The organism is Rhizobium sp. 768_B6_N1_8, assembly GCF_051811225.1.
In the GTDB taxonomy this organism is placed as follows: Bacteria; Pseudomonadota; Alphaproteobacteria; order Rhizobiales; family Rhizobiaceae; genus Rhizobium.
Window position 1 is genome coordinate 53,721 of sequence record NZ_JBPWPV010000005.1, and the last position, 17,521, is coordinate 71,241.

Here is a 17,521-nt window from a genome sequence, read left to right on the forward strand (position 1 = left end):
ACGTCAGATCGTGTCGCCCTTTCGGATGCTGATGGTGGATCTTACGCCCCGCGATCTGACATTTCCGTCCCTGGCAAAATTATCGATGCTTGAACGGATAGCTGTAGCGAGCGCTTTCGAGCCCATGGAGATATGTACAAGTTCACTACTCCGGATCGAGCCATCCAACACGAACCTCTCAGGAGTTTCTGTCATAACCAGAAGCGGCACTGGTCCCAAAATCCGCCTTATGTCATTGAGCAGGATTTCACCGATGATTCTTTCGTCGATCAAGACCAGGTCGATATCTCGCAAATTGCTAGACAGCCAGTCCTCCAGCCTAGCCCAATCCGAGAAACCAACCGGCTCATATCCGAGCGCTGCGAGCCGGTCCTCATACGAAACGCGAGTCAGATCATCTAGCTCAAAGACAACTATAGTTTCTCCACTTCCAAGTGGAACTGGATCGCCCTTGAAAAACTCTTGCAGGGGAACGGGTTGCCCCGCTCGAGAGTTGGGCAGGTAGACATCAAACCGGGTTCCCTCGCGAGGTCGAGTTATCACGTCAATATGTCCGCCATGCGCCTCGACATTTGCGAGTACGGCGGCGAGACCCAGGCCTGTCCCGCCGGAAGTACTGCGGGTGGTGAAAAAAGGCTCAAATATTTTGGGCATTACCTCGGTCGGAATACCTCTGCCTGTATCGGCTACAGAGAGCACCGCATAGTTTCCTTCAGGCAACACGCCGTGCGATGTTGCCAACTTTGACACGATGGTTGCATTCCGAGCACGTATCGATACTGAGCCGCCATCGTTCATAGCTTCCGATGCATTTCTGCAAAGGTTCAAGAGAATCTGTTGGATTTCCACGGGGTTGCCGTCGATAATCAAATTTTCGGCAATCTCTCCGAGGTCAAGATCGGTTCCCTTTGGCAGAGAGACTTGCAACAATGCAGCGAAGTCATTGATAACCTCTGCAAGGTCGATCGGCCGAACGGCCCGCTCGCGCTTGCGGCTGAAGGCCAGTATTTGTTCAATACTGAGTTGCGCACGTTCGGCGGCCTTGACGATCTCTTCCACATACGTTCTGACCGTCGGTCGACGTTTGGTATGGTCGAGAACCATCTCAGCATAGCCGAGTATGGCAACCAGGATATTATTGAATTCATGCGCTATGCCACCCGCGAGCGCGCCTACCGACTGCAGACGTTCGGCATGATCGAGCCGCCGGCCGAGCATTTCGAGCTCCAAATCCTTGCGACAGTCGTCGATCGTCTGGAACAGGAGGCGGACCGCTTCTTCCAGAAATATCGGTTCGTCTTGGCAGCAACGAGGCTGATGGTCGCGAAAAGCAATGGCGCATAGCAGCGCCCTTTTGTCTGATACCCGAAATCCGAGAGCGCCACCGAAAAATCTCGCACCTTGCACCGCGCCGTGTGCATCGACGGCTTGCAGCATTCGATAGAAAGCCGTTTCGCCGCCGCCGAAGAAATTGCCCATGTTCTGCGTGTCGACAAGTTCCGCTATTTGATCTCCAAGATAGGTCTCGACTTCCAGTGTTGCCGTGTTCACCAAGGCCAAACCAAAACGGCTCGCTCCAAAATATTCCTTGATGCATTCCGTGGCAGTTCGCGTAGCCTCTTCGAGACTTTCTATCGAAAGCCTCTCCTGCACGAAGTACGCTTGGAACCGTCTGGTCATCTTCTCGAATTCAAGCCGTTTTGCTAACCGGTGAGCTTGTTGACGTTGGGTGTAGAATAGGCCAGCGGTGTATGAAAATAGCAGGAGCGAAATACATCCGGAAATCAGGGAGCCCCAGGAAAGAAGCCCAATGTTGACGCCGTAGAGGTCGAAGTCGCGCCGAAGACGTCGCGCGCGAGAGTTGACGTCAGAGCCTTGAAGCTTTGCAAGTGCCGTCTCCACCTGCGGCGAGACGGCAAGTATGATCAGACCCTGCTGTTTCAGCAGGAGCAAATTCGGATCGCTTTCGGCATCCTGCAGCGCCAAGAGTTCACGGTCGATCGAGGCTCGCAGGAGGACGTCGTTCTGCAGTGCATACTGCATCATTAGGGTGGCCAGATGAGCGACGTTGCGATCGCCCTGCAAGCGCGATGAACTGTCTCCAATTCTATTCAAAGAGCCGATGAACGCCTGGATCGAATCGCAAAGCAATGCATTCTTCGTTGTGAACGTTTCCACATCAAACTCGTCTAGGGCAATCGATTTCCGGATGCCCTCGATCTCGTTACGAAATCGTCCCTCACTGTTTAGCAAAAGCCGTCCTAGAAAAGCTGCATTTTGTCGGAGAGATGCCAAAGAATTTGAAAGGGCAATATGACCATTTTTTTGGCCAGCCCTGACGCGCAGTACATCGCGCTGCAGGGACGCACTGTTGAGTTCTATAGCACGTAGCTCATCAAGTACCGCGTGGTTTACGATCTCGACTTGAACCGATCTTATTGTCAGCAATGCGCAGATAATAGCCGCGATTATCGAGCCGGCCGTTGTAAACGGCCTTGTTTTCAGATCGCGCCGCGTTCTCATGGTCGATTTCCTGAAAAGGTCGCGCCTTTTTTGAAGTCACCGCGGCGCGCTGCGTCGAGCCGCACCTCGATCAATCAAACCTGGGCTTATGCAGCCATCCGAACAGACCGCGCTGCACTTTTGTAACGGGTGAGGTTCATGACTTGCTTGATCAGCGGAACTTCCACGCCGCTGCGTTCAGCTAGCTCTACAACCGAGCCACATATTGGATCCAATTCCAAAGGCCGACCGTTTTCAAAGTCGTGTAACATTGACGTCTTAAAGGGCTTCATCGAACGCCCAAGTCTTTCAAATTCCGAGAATTGACAACCCTCGAAACCATATAATTCCGCTACCGCGTTGGCTTCTTTAAACAAACCTTCGCAGACGGCCGCCAAATACGGGTCGGTGAGAAACTCGGTGGTGTTGCCTCCGCTGATAACTGAGAGCGGATTAGTCACGAGATTAAGAACGACTTTTTTCCATACCGCCGCTCTGATCGGCTCAGCCAAGCTGGTCGCGATCCCGGCTTCATTCAAAATCAGAGAGATCGTTTCAGCAGGTTGGATATCACTGTGGACGGGACCCACGATGACGCGGCCGGGATTTAAGCTTTGTACCATGCCGGGTGCGATGCGTTCCGCAATGATCATATTGACTGCGCCGACAACGTTTGTGGACGGCAGCAGCTTACTCAAGCGCCCAGTTGGGTCGACTGCTTCAATAGGAGCGTCGCCTGCAGCCGGGGTTCCTTCAAAATACCACCACGGAATTCCGTTGGTCATCGGCACGATAATGGTTGTGTGACTTATCAGTGGCTGGATTGCTTCGGCGAGTTCAGGCAAATCTTGAGCTTTCGAGCATAAAAAGATCACATCCTGGACGCCGAGATCGCTCGGTTCTCCGGCATAAACCGGCACGCTCGATGCGCTGTTTTCACCGACCATCGTGATACCGTTGGCTTTGATTGCGCGCAGTGTTTCGCCTCGCGCCAGGACAGACACCCCTTCGAACTTGCTGGCCAGCTTGAAGGAGAGTGCGGCACCGATTGCGCCGGCTCCTGCGACACAGATAGAGAAATCGCGCTTAGGCAAATGGCTTTTAAAGTGTAACTTCATTTCGTTAGCCTCATATTTCGACGCAACAAGATCTCCCTCGATTGCCCGGACATCATTTCGCTCCCGAACGATTTGACTACAGTTGAAATTTTCCAATGTGATGGGACACGAGGGCCAAGTTGCTTTCGGTCGCCTCAGCACGAAGGGCGCAGTTCAATCGCCCCTTCGGTCGGGATGTGGGGTCCAAGCCTCACGTGTGAGAGGCATTTCTGTGTAATTTGACTGGCAGACGTTGGGAGTGCCACGGACCACGTCCGACGTTAGCGGGACACGAACGTTCTAAGCAAACTCATCCAGCGACCGCCGTCACATTACCCGACAGCGCCGATACCTTCCCGATTGCGGAGATCACGGTTGGGCGCCTGCTCATCATTTCGTACCAACGTCTGACCCGAGGTATTTTCTCGAAGTCGACGCCGACGGCATCGTGTCGCCACAACCAGCCGAAGTGTGCGATATCGGCAATGCTATAGTCGTCGCCTGCAACGTAACTGCGCGTCTCTAGGTGTGTCTCGAGCACACCGAGGACACGATCCACCTCTTTAAGCGCGTTACTTTTGTGCTCCTCGGACGTATCCTTCCGAATGTTGGCAAAGAATGCCTGGAGAAATGCGGGGCTTAGTGCCGACGCGTGAAAGAAAAGCTGCTCGAAAACGCGCGCGCGCGAGGGAGGATCGAAGGGAATCAGTTGGTCACGCATTTCTGCCAGATAGACGAGAATGGCTCCGGATTCCGCGAGAGTAATGCCTCGGTCGACAATGACTGGAACCTTGCCGTTTGGGTTCATCGCTTTAAAATGAACACCGTGTTGCTCGCCTTTTCGAAGATCGATGTGCGATAGTTTGTAGTCGAGGCCCAACTCCTCAAGCACGATTACGGGCTTCAGGCTGTTAGGCGACGACGGAAACGCGAAAAGCTCAATCATAATGTTATCTCTCTTCCTATGATGCTGTGCCGTTTCCACCGGCACTATTGCTCTGTTGAAGACGCGAAGTCCGTAAATTCACCGCGTCTCAGCCGCACATAAAGCCAGTGAGAACTGCCGGGACGACCCCGTCTGGGTCAAAAAAGGCGCGAGCGCTTCTGTGGACCGTCGAGGCTCAATCACCACGAAATCCCTGGCGGTTTTCTTCTTGCGTCTCACCCAACCCTTTTCCAATGTCCTTCATCTATGCTCTGCGTCCTGAGCACTTGCGGGATGGGTGATACTTGAATTAAGAACGATGATCGCTGTAGTACCCAATTTTACGACCTTGCGTTCCATAAGGAGAACGATTTGAGGATTGATCTAAACGACTATGCTTATTATGCCGAAGTCGTAGCGCACGGCGGGTTTGCCGCGGCGGGGCGCGCGTTGCGCGAGCCGAAGTCGAAACTTAGCAGAAGGATCGCGGGCCTAGAGGAGCGGCTTGGATTGCGTTTGATAGAACGATCAAGTCGACGGTTCCGGGTGACAGATACCGGTCAGGCATTCTACGAGCGGTGCCGAGCGATACTCGCTGAAGCTGAGCAGGCGGAGGCACTGGTGGCGCAGGCACAGGCGGAGCCCGGCGGCCGCGTGCGTTTCAGCTGCCCAACTGGAATGGTCACCTTGATCGGCGGGCTGATTTCATCGTTTCTAATACGTTTTCCGAAGGTCCGTCTTCAACTGGTGGCGACTGACCGAGCCGTCGATCTGATTGAAGAACGAATCGATCTTGCTCTGCGTGTACGATCCAGCCTCGCCTCCGATGCTGGTCTGACCATGCGATCGTTGGGGGTATCGACGCGTATTCTAGTCGCTAGTCCTCAACTGGCGAGCACCATCGCGAGCACTGAGCAACTTGCTACGATGGCGACGCTGGCGACTACCGATGCATCTGACGATCAGGAGTGGCACCTCGAAGCGGACGACGGGCGGAAGCAAATCATCCGTGTCCAACCGAGACTGGGATGCGAGGACATGGCGACAGTGCGCGAAGCTGCGATAGATGGCCTAGGTGTTGCTATCCTGCCGGACCATCTCTGCCGCGACGCGCTGCAAGCGGGACGACTTGTGCGCGTTTTGCCCGCATGGCGTGGCGTGCGTGGAACGGTACACCTGGTGTTTACCACGCGGCGTGGCCTATCACCCGCCGTGCGGGCGCTGATCGATCATCTCGCCTCAGGTTTCCCGCGCTAGAAGCTCGATGACTTTCGTATCGAAGGTGGTAGTCGCGCAGCAGTTCAGCATGAGATCGATGTCGCCTGGAATAACGACTGTTCCGAGCGCGGCGCTTTTTCTTGCAAGCACTGCGAATAACGATGCCGGGTAGATACAAGTCGCGCAGCTGTTTCATTAGCATTTTCTGCATGAGCGACAAAGCAGTGATTGAAGCGGCCCAGCCACAAGGCTTCACACGATGCCATTTGCCATCTCCCCGTGACGGCTCGGACAGCTTTAACCTCCAGTGGTCCGTATTTTCATACTACGTCTGAAATTTCATCCTACTTGCTCCTTTCCATCTGATTGACCTAAACCGGAAAAAAAGGAGATTTCATATGAGCCGAATTCTTGTTACCGGAGGTTCCGGTTTTTTAGGCAGCCACAGCATCTCGGCTGCGCTGGCGGCGGGGCACGAGGTTCGCGCGACATTGCGCAACTTGGACAAAATCCAACAAGTACAGACGATGCTTGGACTACCGGGATCGGATAGCAGATTATCGTTCCACGCCGCCGATCTTGAACGAGATGAAGGCTGGGACGAGGCAGTTTTCGGTTGCGACTACGTCCTGCATACCGCCTCACCATTCCCAGCAAACCAGCCCGAAGACCCAAATGATTTGATCGCACCGGCCCGAGACGGGACCTTGCGCGTGCTAAGCGCGGCCAGTCGGGCGGGTGTGAAACGCGTTGTTCTCACATCGTCTTTTGCAGCGGTTGGATACGGCTCCCAGCCACCGAGCCACGTCTTCACGGAAGAAGACTGGACTCCTATACAAGCCGCAAATCCCCCCTACATTTTGTCTAAAACTATCGCTGAGCGCGCGGCATGGGAATTCATTGAAAACACCGGGACGCCGGAGCTCAGTGTCGTTAATCCGACTGGGATATTCGGACCTGTACTTGGAGATCAGCTCTCCACGTCGATCCAAATCGTTAAGGGCCTGTTGGACGGCTCTTTCCCGCCGGAGCTTCCTGACATGTGGTTTGGCGTGGTCGACGTTCGTGATGTCGTCGATTTGCACTTGCGAGCGATGACGGAGCCTACCGCCGCGGGCGAGCGCTTTATCGCAGTGAGTGGCGAACCTATTTCACTGCTCGAAGTCGCGAATATCCTGCGCAACCGCTTTGGTAAACTAGCGTCCCGAGTCCCCAGCCGCAGCGCCGGTCCGTCACCGAACGCAAGCCGTCGACGCTCCAGCGGTGAGAAGGCTAGGAAGATGCTCGCTTGGTCGCCAAGATCCAGTGCCGAAGCAATTGTGGCAACAGCGGAGAGTCTGATTCGACTAAATTTGGTCGATAGTGCGTAAGTTTGTATCTGGGCTCACCGAACATCGTGACTCAAACTTTCTCGGTCGGGAGTGCGGTTGTCAACGGCCCCCGGGCAGGTCTGCGCGTGGAGACCGCATACGGCTCCTATCGAGTGTTGTGATGATGGGTCAAGCGCCTGGCTACAGATGCAACGGGCGACATGGGCAGGTTTTAAAAAGCGGCCTTTCGAAACGATCCCCAGACAGCCGGTTTCGGAGGTTTGGGTGCACCAAAGACTGTCGCCAAGTGCCACCCCGTCCCGTCTGAACCCACGCGATCATCGGCGAATGTCTGGCGCCGCTTGGTAGTTCAAATACCCTTGTAACATTTGCCCGCCACTGACCTACAGACTGCCATCGCCTCAGGGCATCTCGCATCAGCGTTGCTCCGAATTGCCAGCTTGGTGCCCCTGCACCTCTTGATCGTCAGCGACAATCTTTTGTCCCCCAGTCTGCCCACCGTTGCTGCGCGAGACCAGGTCGTCAAAACTTATTAAGCACAGAGTTCCGAAAGGCTCTGAGAGAAAAGCTGAGTGGTGTGCTTCTCGACTTCGTTGTGTCGGTAATCTTAGGGATTTCGATCGGTAGTAGCACACAGTGGCGGCGCTGAAGCGGTCATGCGACAGCTGCAATAATTTGACGGCGATCTGAAACGCCAACGAAACTTGAAAGGCCAAAACTTCTCTTGTTCTAATATCCCAATCTTCGGAGAGCAAGATAATGAAAAGGTTCGCGTCTATCGGAATTGCATTGGCAGTTTCGCTTCTTTCCAGCGTCGCGCACGCGGAAATTCTTGTCGGTGTCGCAGCCCCACTTACGGGTCCAAGCGCGGCGGTTGGAGAGGAAATCAAGCAAGGAGCCGAGAAAGCGGCCGCCGAAATCAATGCCACTGGCGGCATTCTAGGCGAGCAGATTACGCTAGTGTATGGCGATGACGCCTCCGAGCCTAAACAAGGCGTTTCAGTTGCCAACAAATTTGCGGCCGATGGCGTTTCATTCGTGATCGGCGACTATAACTCTGGGGTATCAATTCCGGCATCCGACATTTATGCGGAGAACGGGATCTTGCAGGTCACGCCCGGTTCGACTAATCCGACGTTTACCGAACGGGGGCTTTGGAGCACGTTTCGTGTCTGCGGGCGTGACGACCAACAGGGCGCGGTCGCTGGCGCGCACATTCTCAAGGCCTTCAAGGGAAAGCGCGTCGCGATCATCAACGATCGGACAGCGTATGGAGCCGGTATCGCTGCGGAAGTCAAAAAGGTCATCAACGGCGGCGGTGTTACTGAAATTTTAAACGAAGGTATCAATACCGGCGAAAAGGATTATTCGGTGCTGATATCCAAACTAAAGCAGGCTGGGACGGACGTGATTTATTTCGGCGGCCTCTATACCGAGGCAGGGCTGATCTTGCGGCAGGCAAAGGATCAGGGGCTCAACGCTGTCATGATCGCTGGTGACGGTATCACATCGGCAGAATTTGGCCAGATCGCCGGAAAGGCCGCCGAAGGCACCCTGATGACCTTTGCGCCGGATCCTCGCCTAAAACCTGGCGCACAATCCACCGTCGCAAAATTCCGGGCTAGCGGCTTTGAACCCGAAGCCTACACGCTATACGCCTATGCCGCCTTGGAGGTGATCAAGGCTGGCATTGAAGAAAGCGGGTCGCTGGAACCGCAGACCGTCGCCGATGCCCTACACTCGGGCAACCCAATCACGACAGTTATTGGCGACCTACGCTTCGACAACAAGGGGGACCGGACGGATGAGGACTACACTCTCTACGTCTGGAAAACGGACAGCGATGGCAAACTCAAATACTCGATGTTGAAGTAGTCGACATCCAGGGTCTTGTTACGGCGCCATCTCAGCTCGATCGCGACAGCACTGGCTCCGACAAGACCCTGGAGGTCCGGCGAGTTCAAACGCGGGGCTCCAGTTGCTTTGGTAGGGCTGCACCCCGCTTGGGAGGACTCGATGGTCGAAACACACAACACGGTAAATTGCCACCTTCAACCGTACGCTACCAACCTGGTGGCGGCGGGTTCTAGCTTTATGATGCTGCCTCGAACGAATCGGTGATTTGGTCAATTGTGGTTCCTTCAAACTTGTAAAGTTCGATGGAACCGTGGACTAACATCCAGCGGATGTCTGTTCGGCGGAGAAGCCTATACGCAACGGCTGTCACAGATCGCGAATGATAAGCCTTGCTCCCTTCATGCCAGCACCTCGCCGACTCGGCCGTCTGCGCAAGCTACTTGCGCGGGATTGTGAGCACGCGTCGCTCGTTTACTCAACGGCATGCCAGTGGCTGCTACTCCCGAAGATCTTATACCCTGCTCGACGGTCCAACGATTTATTTATGATTGGTGGGCTATGTCGACGATGAACTGAAAAGATGGCCGAAGAACCTCACAAATTTACGCTCAACTTATCAAGCGTGCCGGGAAGTCGAAGACCTTTGAAGGCCCGCCGCGCCGCTGGGTCGTCGAGCGAACGTTCGCGTGGCGGGGCCGATAGCTGCCAAGGACGCGGTGGTCCCCTTTGGTCTTACGCAGCCAGACAAACGTCAAGGCGGTGTTATCTCTGGTCCGCCAATCCTTTGCGCAAAATATAGTACCCGATGGCGATCGACAGGCAGGATAGAAAACAAAGATAGTATGCATAGGCCATGCGGTCGATCTGCACCAAGCCGTTGACGGCAAACGGAGTCAGACCGCCGAAGATTGCATAGGCGCAGTTATATGTGAATGACACGCCGGTGAATCGGACCTGTGAAGGAAAAGAGCGAACCATCACGTAAGGCACGGCACCGACTACTCCGACACAAGAACCCAGCGCAGCACTCAAGACATAGAGGTGCAGCAGAGAGACGTCGGCCAATCCGTAAAATAGAAGCGCGGATACAGACAGGCAGATTCCTCCTATGATGAATACCGGCCCTGTTCCGTATCGATCGACCAACGCCCCAACCGGCGCGGTCGAAAGGGTCAACCCCAATGTACTGATCGCCGTCGCATACAGCGCTTCGGATGCGGAATAGCCGACAAAGAACCGCAGAAAATTGACGTTCAGCAGCGTAGTGGTCACGATCCCCGCTGATAGCACCCAGGTGAGAAGCATGCATATGACCAGGCTTGGGCGGAAGTCGCGAAGGACGACGCTGAGGGGCAGGACTGCCACCAGTTGGCGCTGCGCAATCATCTCGCGGAAAACGGGGGTCTCTTGGAGATATTTCCGGGCACGAATTGCTAGCAGGCCAAAAATGCCGCCCAGCAGAAAGCACAGTCTCCATCCGTAAGCCTCAGTCCATCGAGGACCTGCCAGCATCTCCAAAGCGAGAGCGGAGACGCAACCCGCCAATATCCCGAGCGACAGACCAGAGCAGAGAAGGCCGCAAGCCAGGCCAAGACGCGATCTGGGCACGTGCTCGGAGATGAACGTCCAACCTCCTGGAACTTCGCCGCCGATCGCGATGCCCTGCAAGAACCGGAAAGCTATTAGGCTGATCGGCGCTACAATGCCGATGCTTTCGTAAGTCGGCGCAAGGGCTATCCCGAAGGTGGAGAATGTCATAAGAATGATGGAGAACATGTAGATGCGGCGTCGTCCAAACAAGTCCCCAAAGTTTGCCAGGACGATCCCACCCAGAGGCCGGACAACATATCCGGCCGCAAACAAAACCCACACTTGATAGGTTGCGGACGTCAGCGAACCGGAAGATGGGAAAAAAATCTTCGCGAGCATGGGAGAGTAAAAGGCAAGCAGCACGAAATCAAAGTAGACCATGGCCCCTCCAAGGGAAGTTACCAAGATGACCGCGCGGTGTCGCGGTTCCAATCTCTCCATAGGGTCCCTAGGTCTTTCTGTTCGCACCGGCGTACTCCCATTTCGCCATCCAAGCACTATGCGCCCCAATCCACCAGGTTCAGATTAACTTGATGTTTCTGGAGGGCCCGGCAGGTTCCATTTGTAATCGCGCATCTGATTTTCTCGCTTAGTTATGCAATTTCTTCGCGTGTGATTTTAGCGCCAATGCCAGCAGATTGGACGCGACGGGCTTACGTATAACGTCTGTCGGGGTAAGGTTCCGAAGCGGTGCGGACACAATCTCAGGATGCTCGGAGATGAGCAAAAGGGGCGTCTCTCCAAAAATTGCATGCAGTTCTGCTGTGGTTTTCGACGAAGGTATGGAGGTGATGTCGATCAAAAGAACCTCGACGTTGTGATCATTCTTTCGGAGCCAGTCCGCCAGTTGGCCCCAGTCATTCATGCCTATCGGTTCGTATCCAAGTGCCGCCAATTGATCCTCATAAGCAGAAAGCGCATTTCTATCTTTTTCAAGGATAGCGACAGTCTCACCGTTCCCAAGCGGCACGCGCTCTTCGATGAAGAACTGCCGAATGGGAACGGGGTTCTTCGATGACCTGGGGATGAAGATCTCAAAGCTTGTCCCCTCACCCGGCACGCTTGTAACGTCGATACGTCCGTTTAAGGCCGTGACATTGCCGTGAACGGCAGCCAAACCCAGCCCCGTGCCTCCCGATCTACTCCGGGTGGTAAAGAATGGTTCAAATATGTTGGCAAGCACACCTGCCGCAATGCCCTTGCCAGTGTCGCTTACAGACAGCACGACGTAGTCGCCTGGCCGCAACACCCCGTGTGATATGATCCGTCGCGACCCAACGAAAACTGTACAAAGGCCGATATGGATTTTTCCTGTTCCGTCCATGGCTTCGGCAGCATTTTTGCTCAGGTTCATGAGGCTTTGCTGAATGTCGAGGGGGTTTCCATCTATGATACAATCATCGTTAGTGGCTTGTGTGACCAGTTCGATGCCGACCGGCAGGGACACCCGCAACAGCGCCTCAATGTCGCCGACCACCTCTCTCAGATCGAATGGCTTATGCACCCGTTCATGTTTTCGGCTGAGCGCCAATATCTGGTCAATGATCACGCGCGACCGATCGGCTGCTTTAACAATTTCCTCGACATATTGGCGCGTGGTCGAGCGTGGGCGCAGCAACTGCAGCAACATCTCACCATATCCGAGTATTGCGACCAGGATATTGTTGAATTCGTGGGCGATGCCGCCAGCGAGTGTGCCCACGGCCTGCAGTCTCTCAGCATGCTCCAGACGCCGCTCCAACATTGCGTGCCCTTGCTGCTTGCGGTGATAGTTGAGTGTCTGCAAAAGATGCCGAACCGCGTTCTCCAGTAGAACAGCCTCATCCACGCTCGGCCGCGACCGTGGGTCAGAAAATTCCAAGATGCAGACCGCCGTCGTCTCGTCCGACAATCGCAAGCTCAACGCACGGCCGCCAAAGTTTATGTCAGTAAGGCAGTAAGGTGCGATTGCTGCCTGCAAATCCCGGTAGACAATAGGCTCGCGGTCATGGACCATGGTCGCAATCAGATCGCGGCCGCCGAGGATTTCGGCTGGCTCACCTCCGAACTTTTCCCGGATATCCAAGCTGTCGGAATCGACGATCATCAAGCCGAAACGGCTGGCCGCGAAAAATACCCGGATCACATTCAAGGAGGCATCCACCGAAGATGCCAAGGTATCATGTTGCACACCCTCGCCCTCGAAACACGCTTGGACATCTTTTGTCATCGCTTCGAAGTTCAGACGCCGGGTCAATCGTTCGGTTCGTGACCGCAGACGATGCACGAGAACCACGACGTACAAGCAAAGCATTACCGAGGCTGCGCCCAGAACGGCCCGGACCCATTGCGAGCTCGCGTTGGCTTGTCCATAGATTTCCAGATACCGATGCTGCAGGCGCTGCGCACGGTTGATCGTGTCGGAGGATTGTACCTCGATGATGATGTTTCGAACTTGCGGCAGAGCTTGAAGAATTAATCGTCCATGAATGATCAGAAGCCGGGCAAGAGACGCGTGTTCGCCGCTGATACCAGTCATAGCTTCCAAATCACGCCGGATCAGAGCGGCGGTTCGATCATCGTTTTTTGAGAGGTACTGTAGCATCAGGTTGCCCAAGTCGCCTGCTTCAGGCATGGATTTTCGATTGCCCGATGCCCGCCCTTCGGCAAGGTCGCTCAGGGCGCTTCCAAGGACTTTGAGCGAGTTCTGCAATAGCGAGTTCTGAGTTTTGAAGGATTCGACAGCGGCTTCATCGTAGTCAATGGACTGTTGGATTTCATCGAGAGATCCGAGAATACTATCGTCCTTCGCCGTTTCAGGTCGCTCGAACAAGCCTCTCAACGCCGCTACGTCTTGGTGCAGCCCAACGATGGAATCCACCAGGGGGTCGTAATTGTATAACAGACCGGCTCGTGCGCGCAGGACATCGCGTTGCAACGATGCATTGTGAAGATCAAGCGACCGCAAGTTCGTCAGGATCGCGTGGTGCGATTGCCCATCCTGAAAAGGACGAATCGCCATTATGGCGAAGACCAGGGCGGCAATTATCATCACCACGGTCCAGACCGTGGTGATGATAGTCTTTCGATCACCGCTACCTGTGAAGCCTGCAAGAGAGGCCCCCAGACCAGTTGTCCAATTCGAGAAAATCATGGGATCCATAGCGCCCATTTTCGATGCCTGTTCGGGAATAGACAATGTCCGGCTCGGCGATGCAGCTTGCCAGTCAACATCAGCGATCCTTGGGCATTACCCCGTCCGGCGGAACCGCGGCTTCGCGCAGCGGAGCGCCTCGATACTCGCCTGTCAAAGTGTCAAGGAACTGGACAATGGCACGGATGTCCTCCGAAGATATGTCCTGCCCAACCTGTGTTTTCGCCATGACCTGAACAGCCTCCTCCAGGGAGTCAGCGCGGCCATCGTGGAAGTAGGGGCCTGTGACGGCGACGTTTCTGAGGCTGGGGACCCGGAAGTATTGCTTGTCCCCATCTTGATGCGTAATCGTATAGCGGCCCAAATTACCCGGATTGGCATCATCACCTCCGGGCGGGTGTTCGAACACACCAAACTTTTGAAACAGATTGCCTCCGATATTGGACCCCTGGTGACAGGCAATGCACCCAATGTTCTGAAACAACTCGTAGCCGGCTTTTTCGCTATCCGACAGCGCATCTTTCTCACCCTGCAGGAAACGATCGAAACGTGCGTTTGGGGTCGCGAGCGACAGCTGGAACGTCACTAGAACATCCAACACGCTTTCCTTGCTGGGCTCTTCTCCGTAGATAAGGCGAAACGTCTTGCTGTAGTCGGAGCTGGCCTTCAAACGCCCCAGCAGAGACCCCCAGTCGTTCGACATGATGTTGCTGTCAAGTAGCACCTGCTCATTCTGGGCGGCCAGCGAGGTGAAATTGCCGCGCCAGCCCAAACGATAGTTGTTGGCGACATTGAAGATCGTTGGTGCGTTAAAATTATGGACTGCGCCGTTGTAACCGATGGTTCGCTTGAGATTAATGGTACCACTGGTAGCAAGGTCATGGCAGGAGTTGCAAGACAGGCGTCCCTTCCCTGACATTATTGGATCTGCAAACAGCTCGGCGCCAAGCGCAAGTTTCCTCTCGTCAAGTGGAGGCGGGGCCTGCAAGGGCGTGATCTGATCGCTGAACTGGTTGTCGCCACCAAAGACACCGTCCGCGATCGCATTGATGGCGACCAATGCCAAAGCTGCCGCGCAAAAAAATTTCATACTGCTGGCAAAGGCACAGTTCACGAAACACTGCTCCGCCGAGCGTCTTCAGTTTCCACGTCTGCGTCAAGGAAATACCCTGCACCGCGTTCCGTCTTGATTAGGCGCGGCGTCGAGGCGTCACTTTCGAGCTTGCGGCGCAGGCGCAATATCAGCACATCAATGCTGCGATCAAAGACTTCCTCGTCATGCACACGACTGGCAGACAGCAACTGCTCGCGGGTCAAGATCTGCCGCGGCGACCTTAGAAAAGCAACCAGCAGGTTGAACTCACCGGCCGTGAGCTTGGTCTCCTCGCCGTCAAGGCCAATCAGCTGTCGCTTCCATAGCTTGAGCTTCCAATCGCTGAAAACGTAAGTGCGCCGATCCTTATCCGTCACTCGCATCGGACGATATCTTAGTCCGGTCCGCACGCGCGCGAGGAACTCCCGCATCGCGAAAGGCTTTGCGATGTAGTCGATGGCGCCAAGCTCGAGGCCAACCACCTTGTCAGCCTCCTCAAGCCGATGGCCGCTGATGATGATGATCGGGACATCAGTCTTGCTCGCAAGACTACGAACAATCTCCAAACCGTCCTCGTGACCGAGATTCAGGTCGACAATCAAGAGATCGACTGTTTCCGCTGCAAATACTCTCGATGCATCATGACTATTTGTCACGGCTGTTACGCGAAGCGCGTATTTAGAGAGATAATCAGCCAACAGACCTCTAATTGCCTTGTCATCGTCTACAACTAAAACGTGTTTCAAGCATCACCTGTGATTATCCTTTTCGGCGTTTAGCAGCCGAAGTCGTCCTCTATGTTACGGTCGGTTGGACAAATGATTACGATTGTAACGGAAGAGCTAATCTCGCATACGGTCAAAGCGCTAGAGAGTCCCAGCAATTTGGTCACCCGGCCAACATCTCGACGCGCGCTCCATCTCCTCGTGAGGGAAGACTTGGCAGAGTCCGTGCATATTTGCAGATGCCGACTTCACGTGAGCCCTATGGACCGAAGTCGCAAAATGAACCGCAGTCCGCTCACATGATCTGACGTCGCCCGAAACATCCAGCCTGCATAGTTCAGGATCGTCTCTGCGGCCACTATAGTGGTTTCGGGGATCGGATCCTGCGGGGCATGTATGGCCGATGATGGGGAAGATCAAGGCCCCTGATGCTTAGTACCCCACGTCCAAGGTCAGTTTGCATGCGTCGGGCTTGGCGAAACGCAGCAGCCAACACCATGGCCAGCATCGGTAAACAACACACCAAACCGCAAATGCCAGCGATCAGGCGCGATCTCGTGGCGCGTAATCTTCGGATTTGTACTCGGCATTCGCCATAGCCTTGTTGATCCCGGAAACGAACCGTCAAAGATGACTATGGGACGACGGGATTCCCTTGCCTCGCTCATACAAGTCCAATACCCAGCGCATCGCCTTATGCCGCGTCTCATGCTTTCGAAAGCACAACGAATGGACTCGTAAGGCCGCTCCTCTGATGAAGCAGATACATTCATGTGTCGTCGAGCACGACGATCTTCACTGGATTGCCTACCGCAAACGCCGAGGCCGAGGCGAGCCCCGGAACGATCAGGTCGAAACACTCGCAAAATTCATGGAATTGTATGTGTTCAGAAACCCGGACTTTGAGTAATTCCGGTAGCTTGCACCGTCTAGCTCCGACGATTGAGGTAGCGCCGTCTCAGCAATTGCAAATTGCGGGTTGGAATCGCGCAGTCTTCTTTCGATCAAGGCGAGCTGCAGGCCGCGGCGCCGAAAAGTTGTCAAGGTCGTGTCGATGCCAAGCCATGCTTGTTGCAATTTGCAAAACACTGCGCCAGCACCGGCTGGCTTGCCGTCTACATAGGCGATGTAAGCGCTCCAACCATCGCGACGCGCCAGCTCCGCAAACCATGGAGCGGCCGCAGAAGGGAAACCAAAGCCGGCTAGGACCAAGTCTGCGAAATCCGACGCCATCGCGTCGTCGCTGACTGCCTCGATCTCGATGTCGGGTGTCCGTTCTGCGCCAGGCCCCGGCCCCATCCACTGAAACTTGGCCCATCCTTGTCCTGAAGCGACCATTCCTTCCCGCTTTATCACTGAAGCCGCTGTTCCAAGTTCGTCTGGGTCCAGTTGAAATACCCACCCCGGTGCGGCGTGACAGCGAAGCCAAGTCATCGCTTCAGCGACTTCCTTATTGTTTCTGTGCCAATCGGAGCCCAGAGCGAAGCAACGATTGAAAGGCGTGCGAGGGACCGCACTGGCCGCTAACATCGTCGCGTTGTCAGTTTTGTGGCATCGGAGACCTAGCAATTTACTCGTGGCGATGGGGGCCGCGGCCACCATGTCGCTCCACGCTGCAGCTTCGAGTTCCCTAACAGCCGTCCAGATTTGTGCTGGTTGCTTCCCCTTTGACATCAATACTTCACCTTTGCTGCCAGCCGATGCGCCGCCGGCCCACCCGCGAGACCTCAGCGCCGAAACGCTCGGTCACTCCCTATAGTCCGTCTATGAATGTATCGTTTTGAAAGAGGACAAATCATTTCAGATGTAAGAGTCGAATTCCAAAAGGGTTCGACGATGTTGCATATCGTGCGAGGCGTCTTGTGCACCGTCGAAGAGGGCGGAGAGCCCCTGATGAGCTTTCGCCACTGGCAGCCGGTCTAGGCAATATAGAGAAGCGCGCCAACAATCTCGCGCAAATCGGTCTGTCGAGGCCGTCCAAAACGCCACGGGGCAGGCATTTGGAGGCAGCCTTAGCGGTCAAACACTTCGTCGCGTTACACTGTAGACG

11 protein-coding genes and 2 pseudogenes are annotated in these 17,521 nt (G+C 54.9%); 5 read left to right on the plus strand and 8 right to left on the minus strand.

The window, feature by feature from the left end; genetic code table 11:
- Positions 1-3: 3 nt before the first annotated feature.
- From AB8B33_RS38510 to AB8B33_RS38520, 3 genes are all read right to left on the minus strand, one after another.
- Positions 4-2,523: an ATP-binding protein gene (locus AB8B33_RS38510; RefSeq protein ID WP_439019446.1), complete on the minus strand. Its 2,520-nt coding sequence runs from the start codon at positions 2,521-2,523 to the stop codon at positions 4-6.
- A gap of 86 nt (positions 2,524-2,609) precedes the next feature.
- Complete coding sequence (locus tag AB8B33_RS38515) at positions 2,610-3,716, minus strand: ketopantoate reductase family protein (RefSeq protein WP_439019447.1); 1,107 nt, start codon at positions 3,714-3,716, stop codon at positions 2,610-2,612.
- Between the two features lie 193 nt (positions 3,717-3,909).
- Positions 3,910-4,545, minus strand: coding sequence for a glutathione S-transferase family protein (locus AB8B33_RS38520; RefSeq protein WP_439019448.1), 636 nt, complete (start codon positions 4,543-4,545; stop codon positions 3,910-3,912).
- Between the two features lie 351 nt (positions 4,546-4,896).
- On the opposite strand from AB8B33_RS38520, the gene AB8B33_RS38525 reads away from it, so the two are divergent.
- The 5 genes and pseudogenes from AB8B33_RS38525 to AB8B33_RS38545 all read left to right on the plus strand — a co-directional run.
- The gene (locus tag AB8B33_RS38525; protein WP_439019449.1) at positions 4,897-5,781 is read left to right on the plus strand and encodes a LysR family transcriptional regulator; all 885 of its coding nucleotides are present in this window, start codon (positions 4,897-4,899) and stop codon (positions 5,779-5,781) included.
- 359 nt (positions 5,782-6,140) lie between these two features.
- Entirely contained in the window at positions 6,141-7,112 is a 972-nt protein-coding gene (locus AB8B33_RS38530) for an SDR family oxidoreductase (RefSeq protein ID WP_439019450.1), read from the plus strand.
- A gap of 720 nt (positions 7,113-7,832) precedes the next feature.
- On the plus strand, positions 7,833-8,948 hold the full coding sequence (locus AB8B33_RS38535; RefSeq protein ID WP_439019451.1) for a branched-chain amino acid ABC transporter substrate-binding protein: 1,116 nt from the start codon (positions 7,833-7,835) through the stop codon (positions 8,946-8,948).
- A gap of 284 nt (positions 8,949-9,232) precedes the next feature.
- Positions 9,233-9,491 (plus strand): annotated as a pseudogene (locus AB8B33_RS38540) (IS5/IS1182 family transposase); the annotation flags it as partial.
- Positions 9,492-9,542: 51 nt separating this feature from the next.
- Positions 9,543-9,629: pseudogene (locus tag AB8B33_RS38545) on the plus strand (IS5/IS1182 family transposase); the annotation flags it as partial.
- Between the two features lie 63 nt (positions 9,630-9,692).
- On the opposite strand, the gene AB8B33_RS38550 reads toward AB8B33_RS38545, so the two are convergent.
- From AB8B33_RS38550 to AB8B33_RS38570, 5 genes are all read right to left on the minus strand, one after another.
- Positions 9,693-10,961, minus strand: coding sequence for an MFS transporter (locus AB8B33_RS38550; RefSeq protein ID WP_439019452.1), 1,269 nt, complete (start codon positions 10,959-10,961; stop codon positions 9,693-9,695).
- Positions 10,962-11,109: 148 nt separating this feature from the next.
- Positions 11,110-13,698, minus strand: a complete 2,589-nt coding sequence (locus AB8B33_RS38555) for a two-component system VirA-like sensor kinase (protein WP_439019453.1) — start codon at positions 13,696-13,698, stop codon at positions 11,110-11,112.
- 34 nt (positions 13,699-13,732) lie between these two features.
- Complete coding sequence (locus tag AB8B33_RS38560; RefSeq protein ID WP_439019454.1) at positions 13,733-14,767, minus strand: cytochrome-c peroxidase; 1,035 nt, start codon at positions 14,765-14,767, stop codon at positions 13,733-13,735.
- The gene (locus tag AB8B33_RS38565; protein ID WP_131612043.1) at positions 14,764-15,492 is read right to left on the minus strand and encodes a response regulator; all 729 of its coding nucleotides are present in this window, start codon (positions 15,490-15,492) and stop codon (positions 14,764-14,766) included. Before AB8B33_RS38565 ends, AB8B33_RS38560 begins: the two co-directional genes overlap by 4 nt.
- 825 nt (positions 15,493-16,317) lie before the next feature.
- Entirely contained in the window at positions 16,318-17,145 is an 828-nt protein-coding gene (locus AB8B33_RS38570) for a hypothetical protein (protein WP_439019455.1), read from the minus strand.
- Between the last annotated feature and the right edge of the window lie 376 nt (positions 17,146-17,521).

Coding starts and splice junctions, on each gene's coding strand:
- AB8B33_RS38570 (WP_439019455.1), bottom strand. CDS start 17,145: ATGTCAAAGGGGAAGCAACCAGCACAAATCTGGACGGCTGTTAGGGAA.
- AB8B33_RS38510 (WP_439019446.1), bottom strand. CDS start 2,523: ATGAGAACGCGGCGCGATCTGAAAACAAGGCCGTTTACAACGGCCGGC.
- AB8B33_RS38535 (WP_439019451.1), top strand. CDS start 7,833: ATGAAAAGGTTCGCGTCTATCGGAATTGCATTGGCAGTTTCGCTTCTT.
- AB8B33_RS38520 (WP_439019448.1), bottom strand. CDS start 4,545: ATGATTGAGCTTTTCGCGTTTCCGTCGTCGCCTAACAGCCTGAAGCCC.
- AB8B33_RS38550 (WP_439019452.1), bottom strand. CDS start 10,961: ATGGAGAGATTGGAACCGCGACACCGCGCGGTCATCTTGGTAACTTCC.
- AB8B33_RS38530 (WP_439019450.1), top strand. CDS start 6,141: ATGAGCCGAATTCTTGTTACCGGAGGTTCCGGTTTTTTAGGCAGCCAC.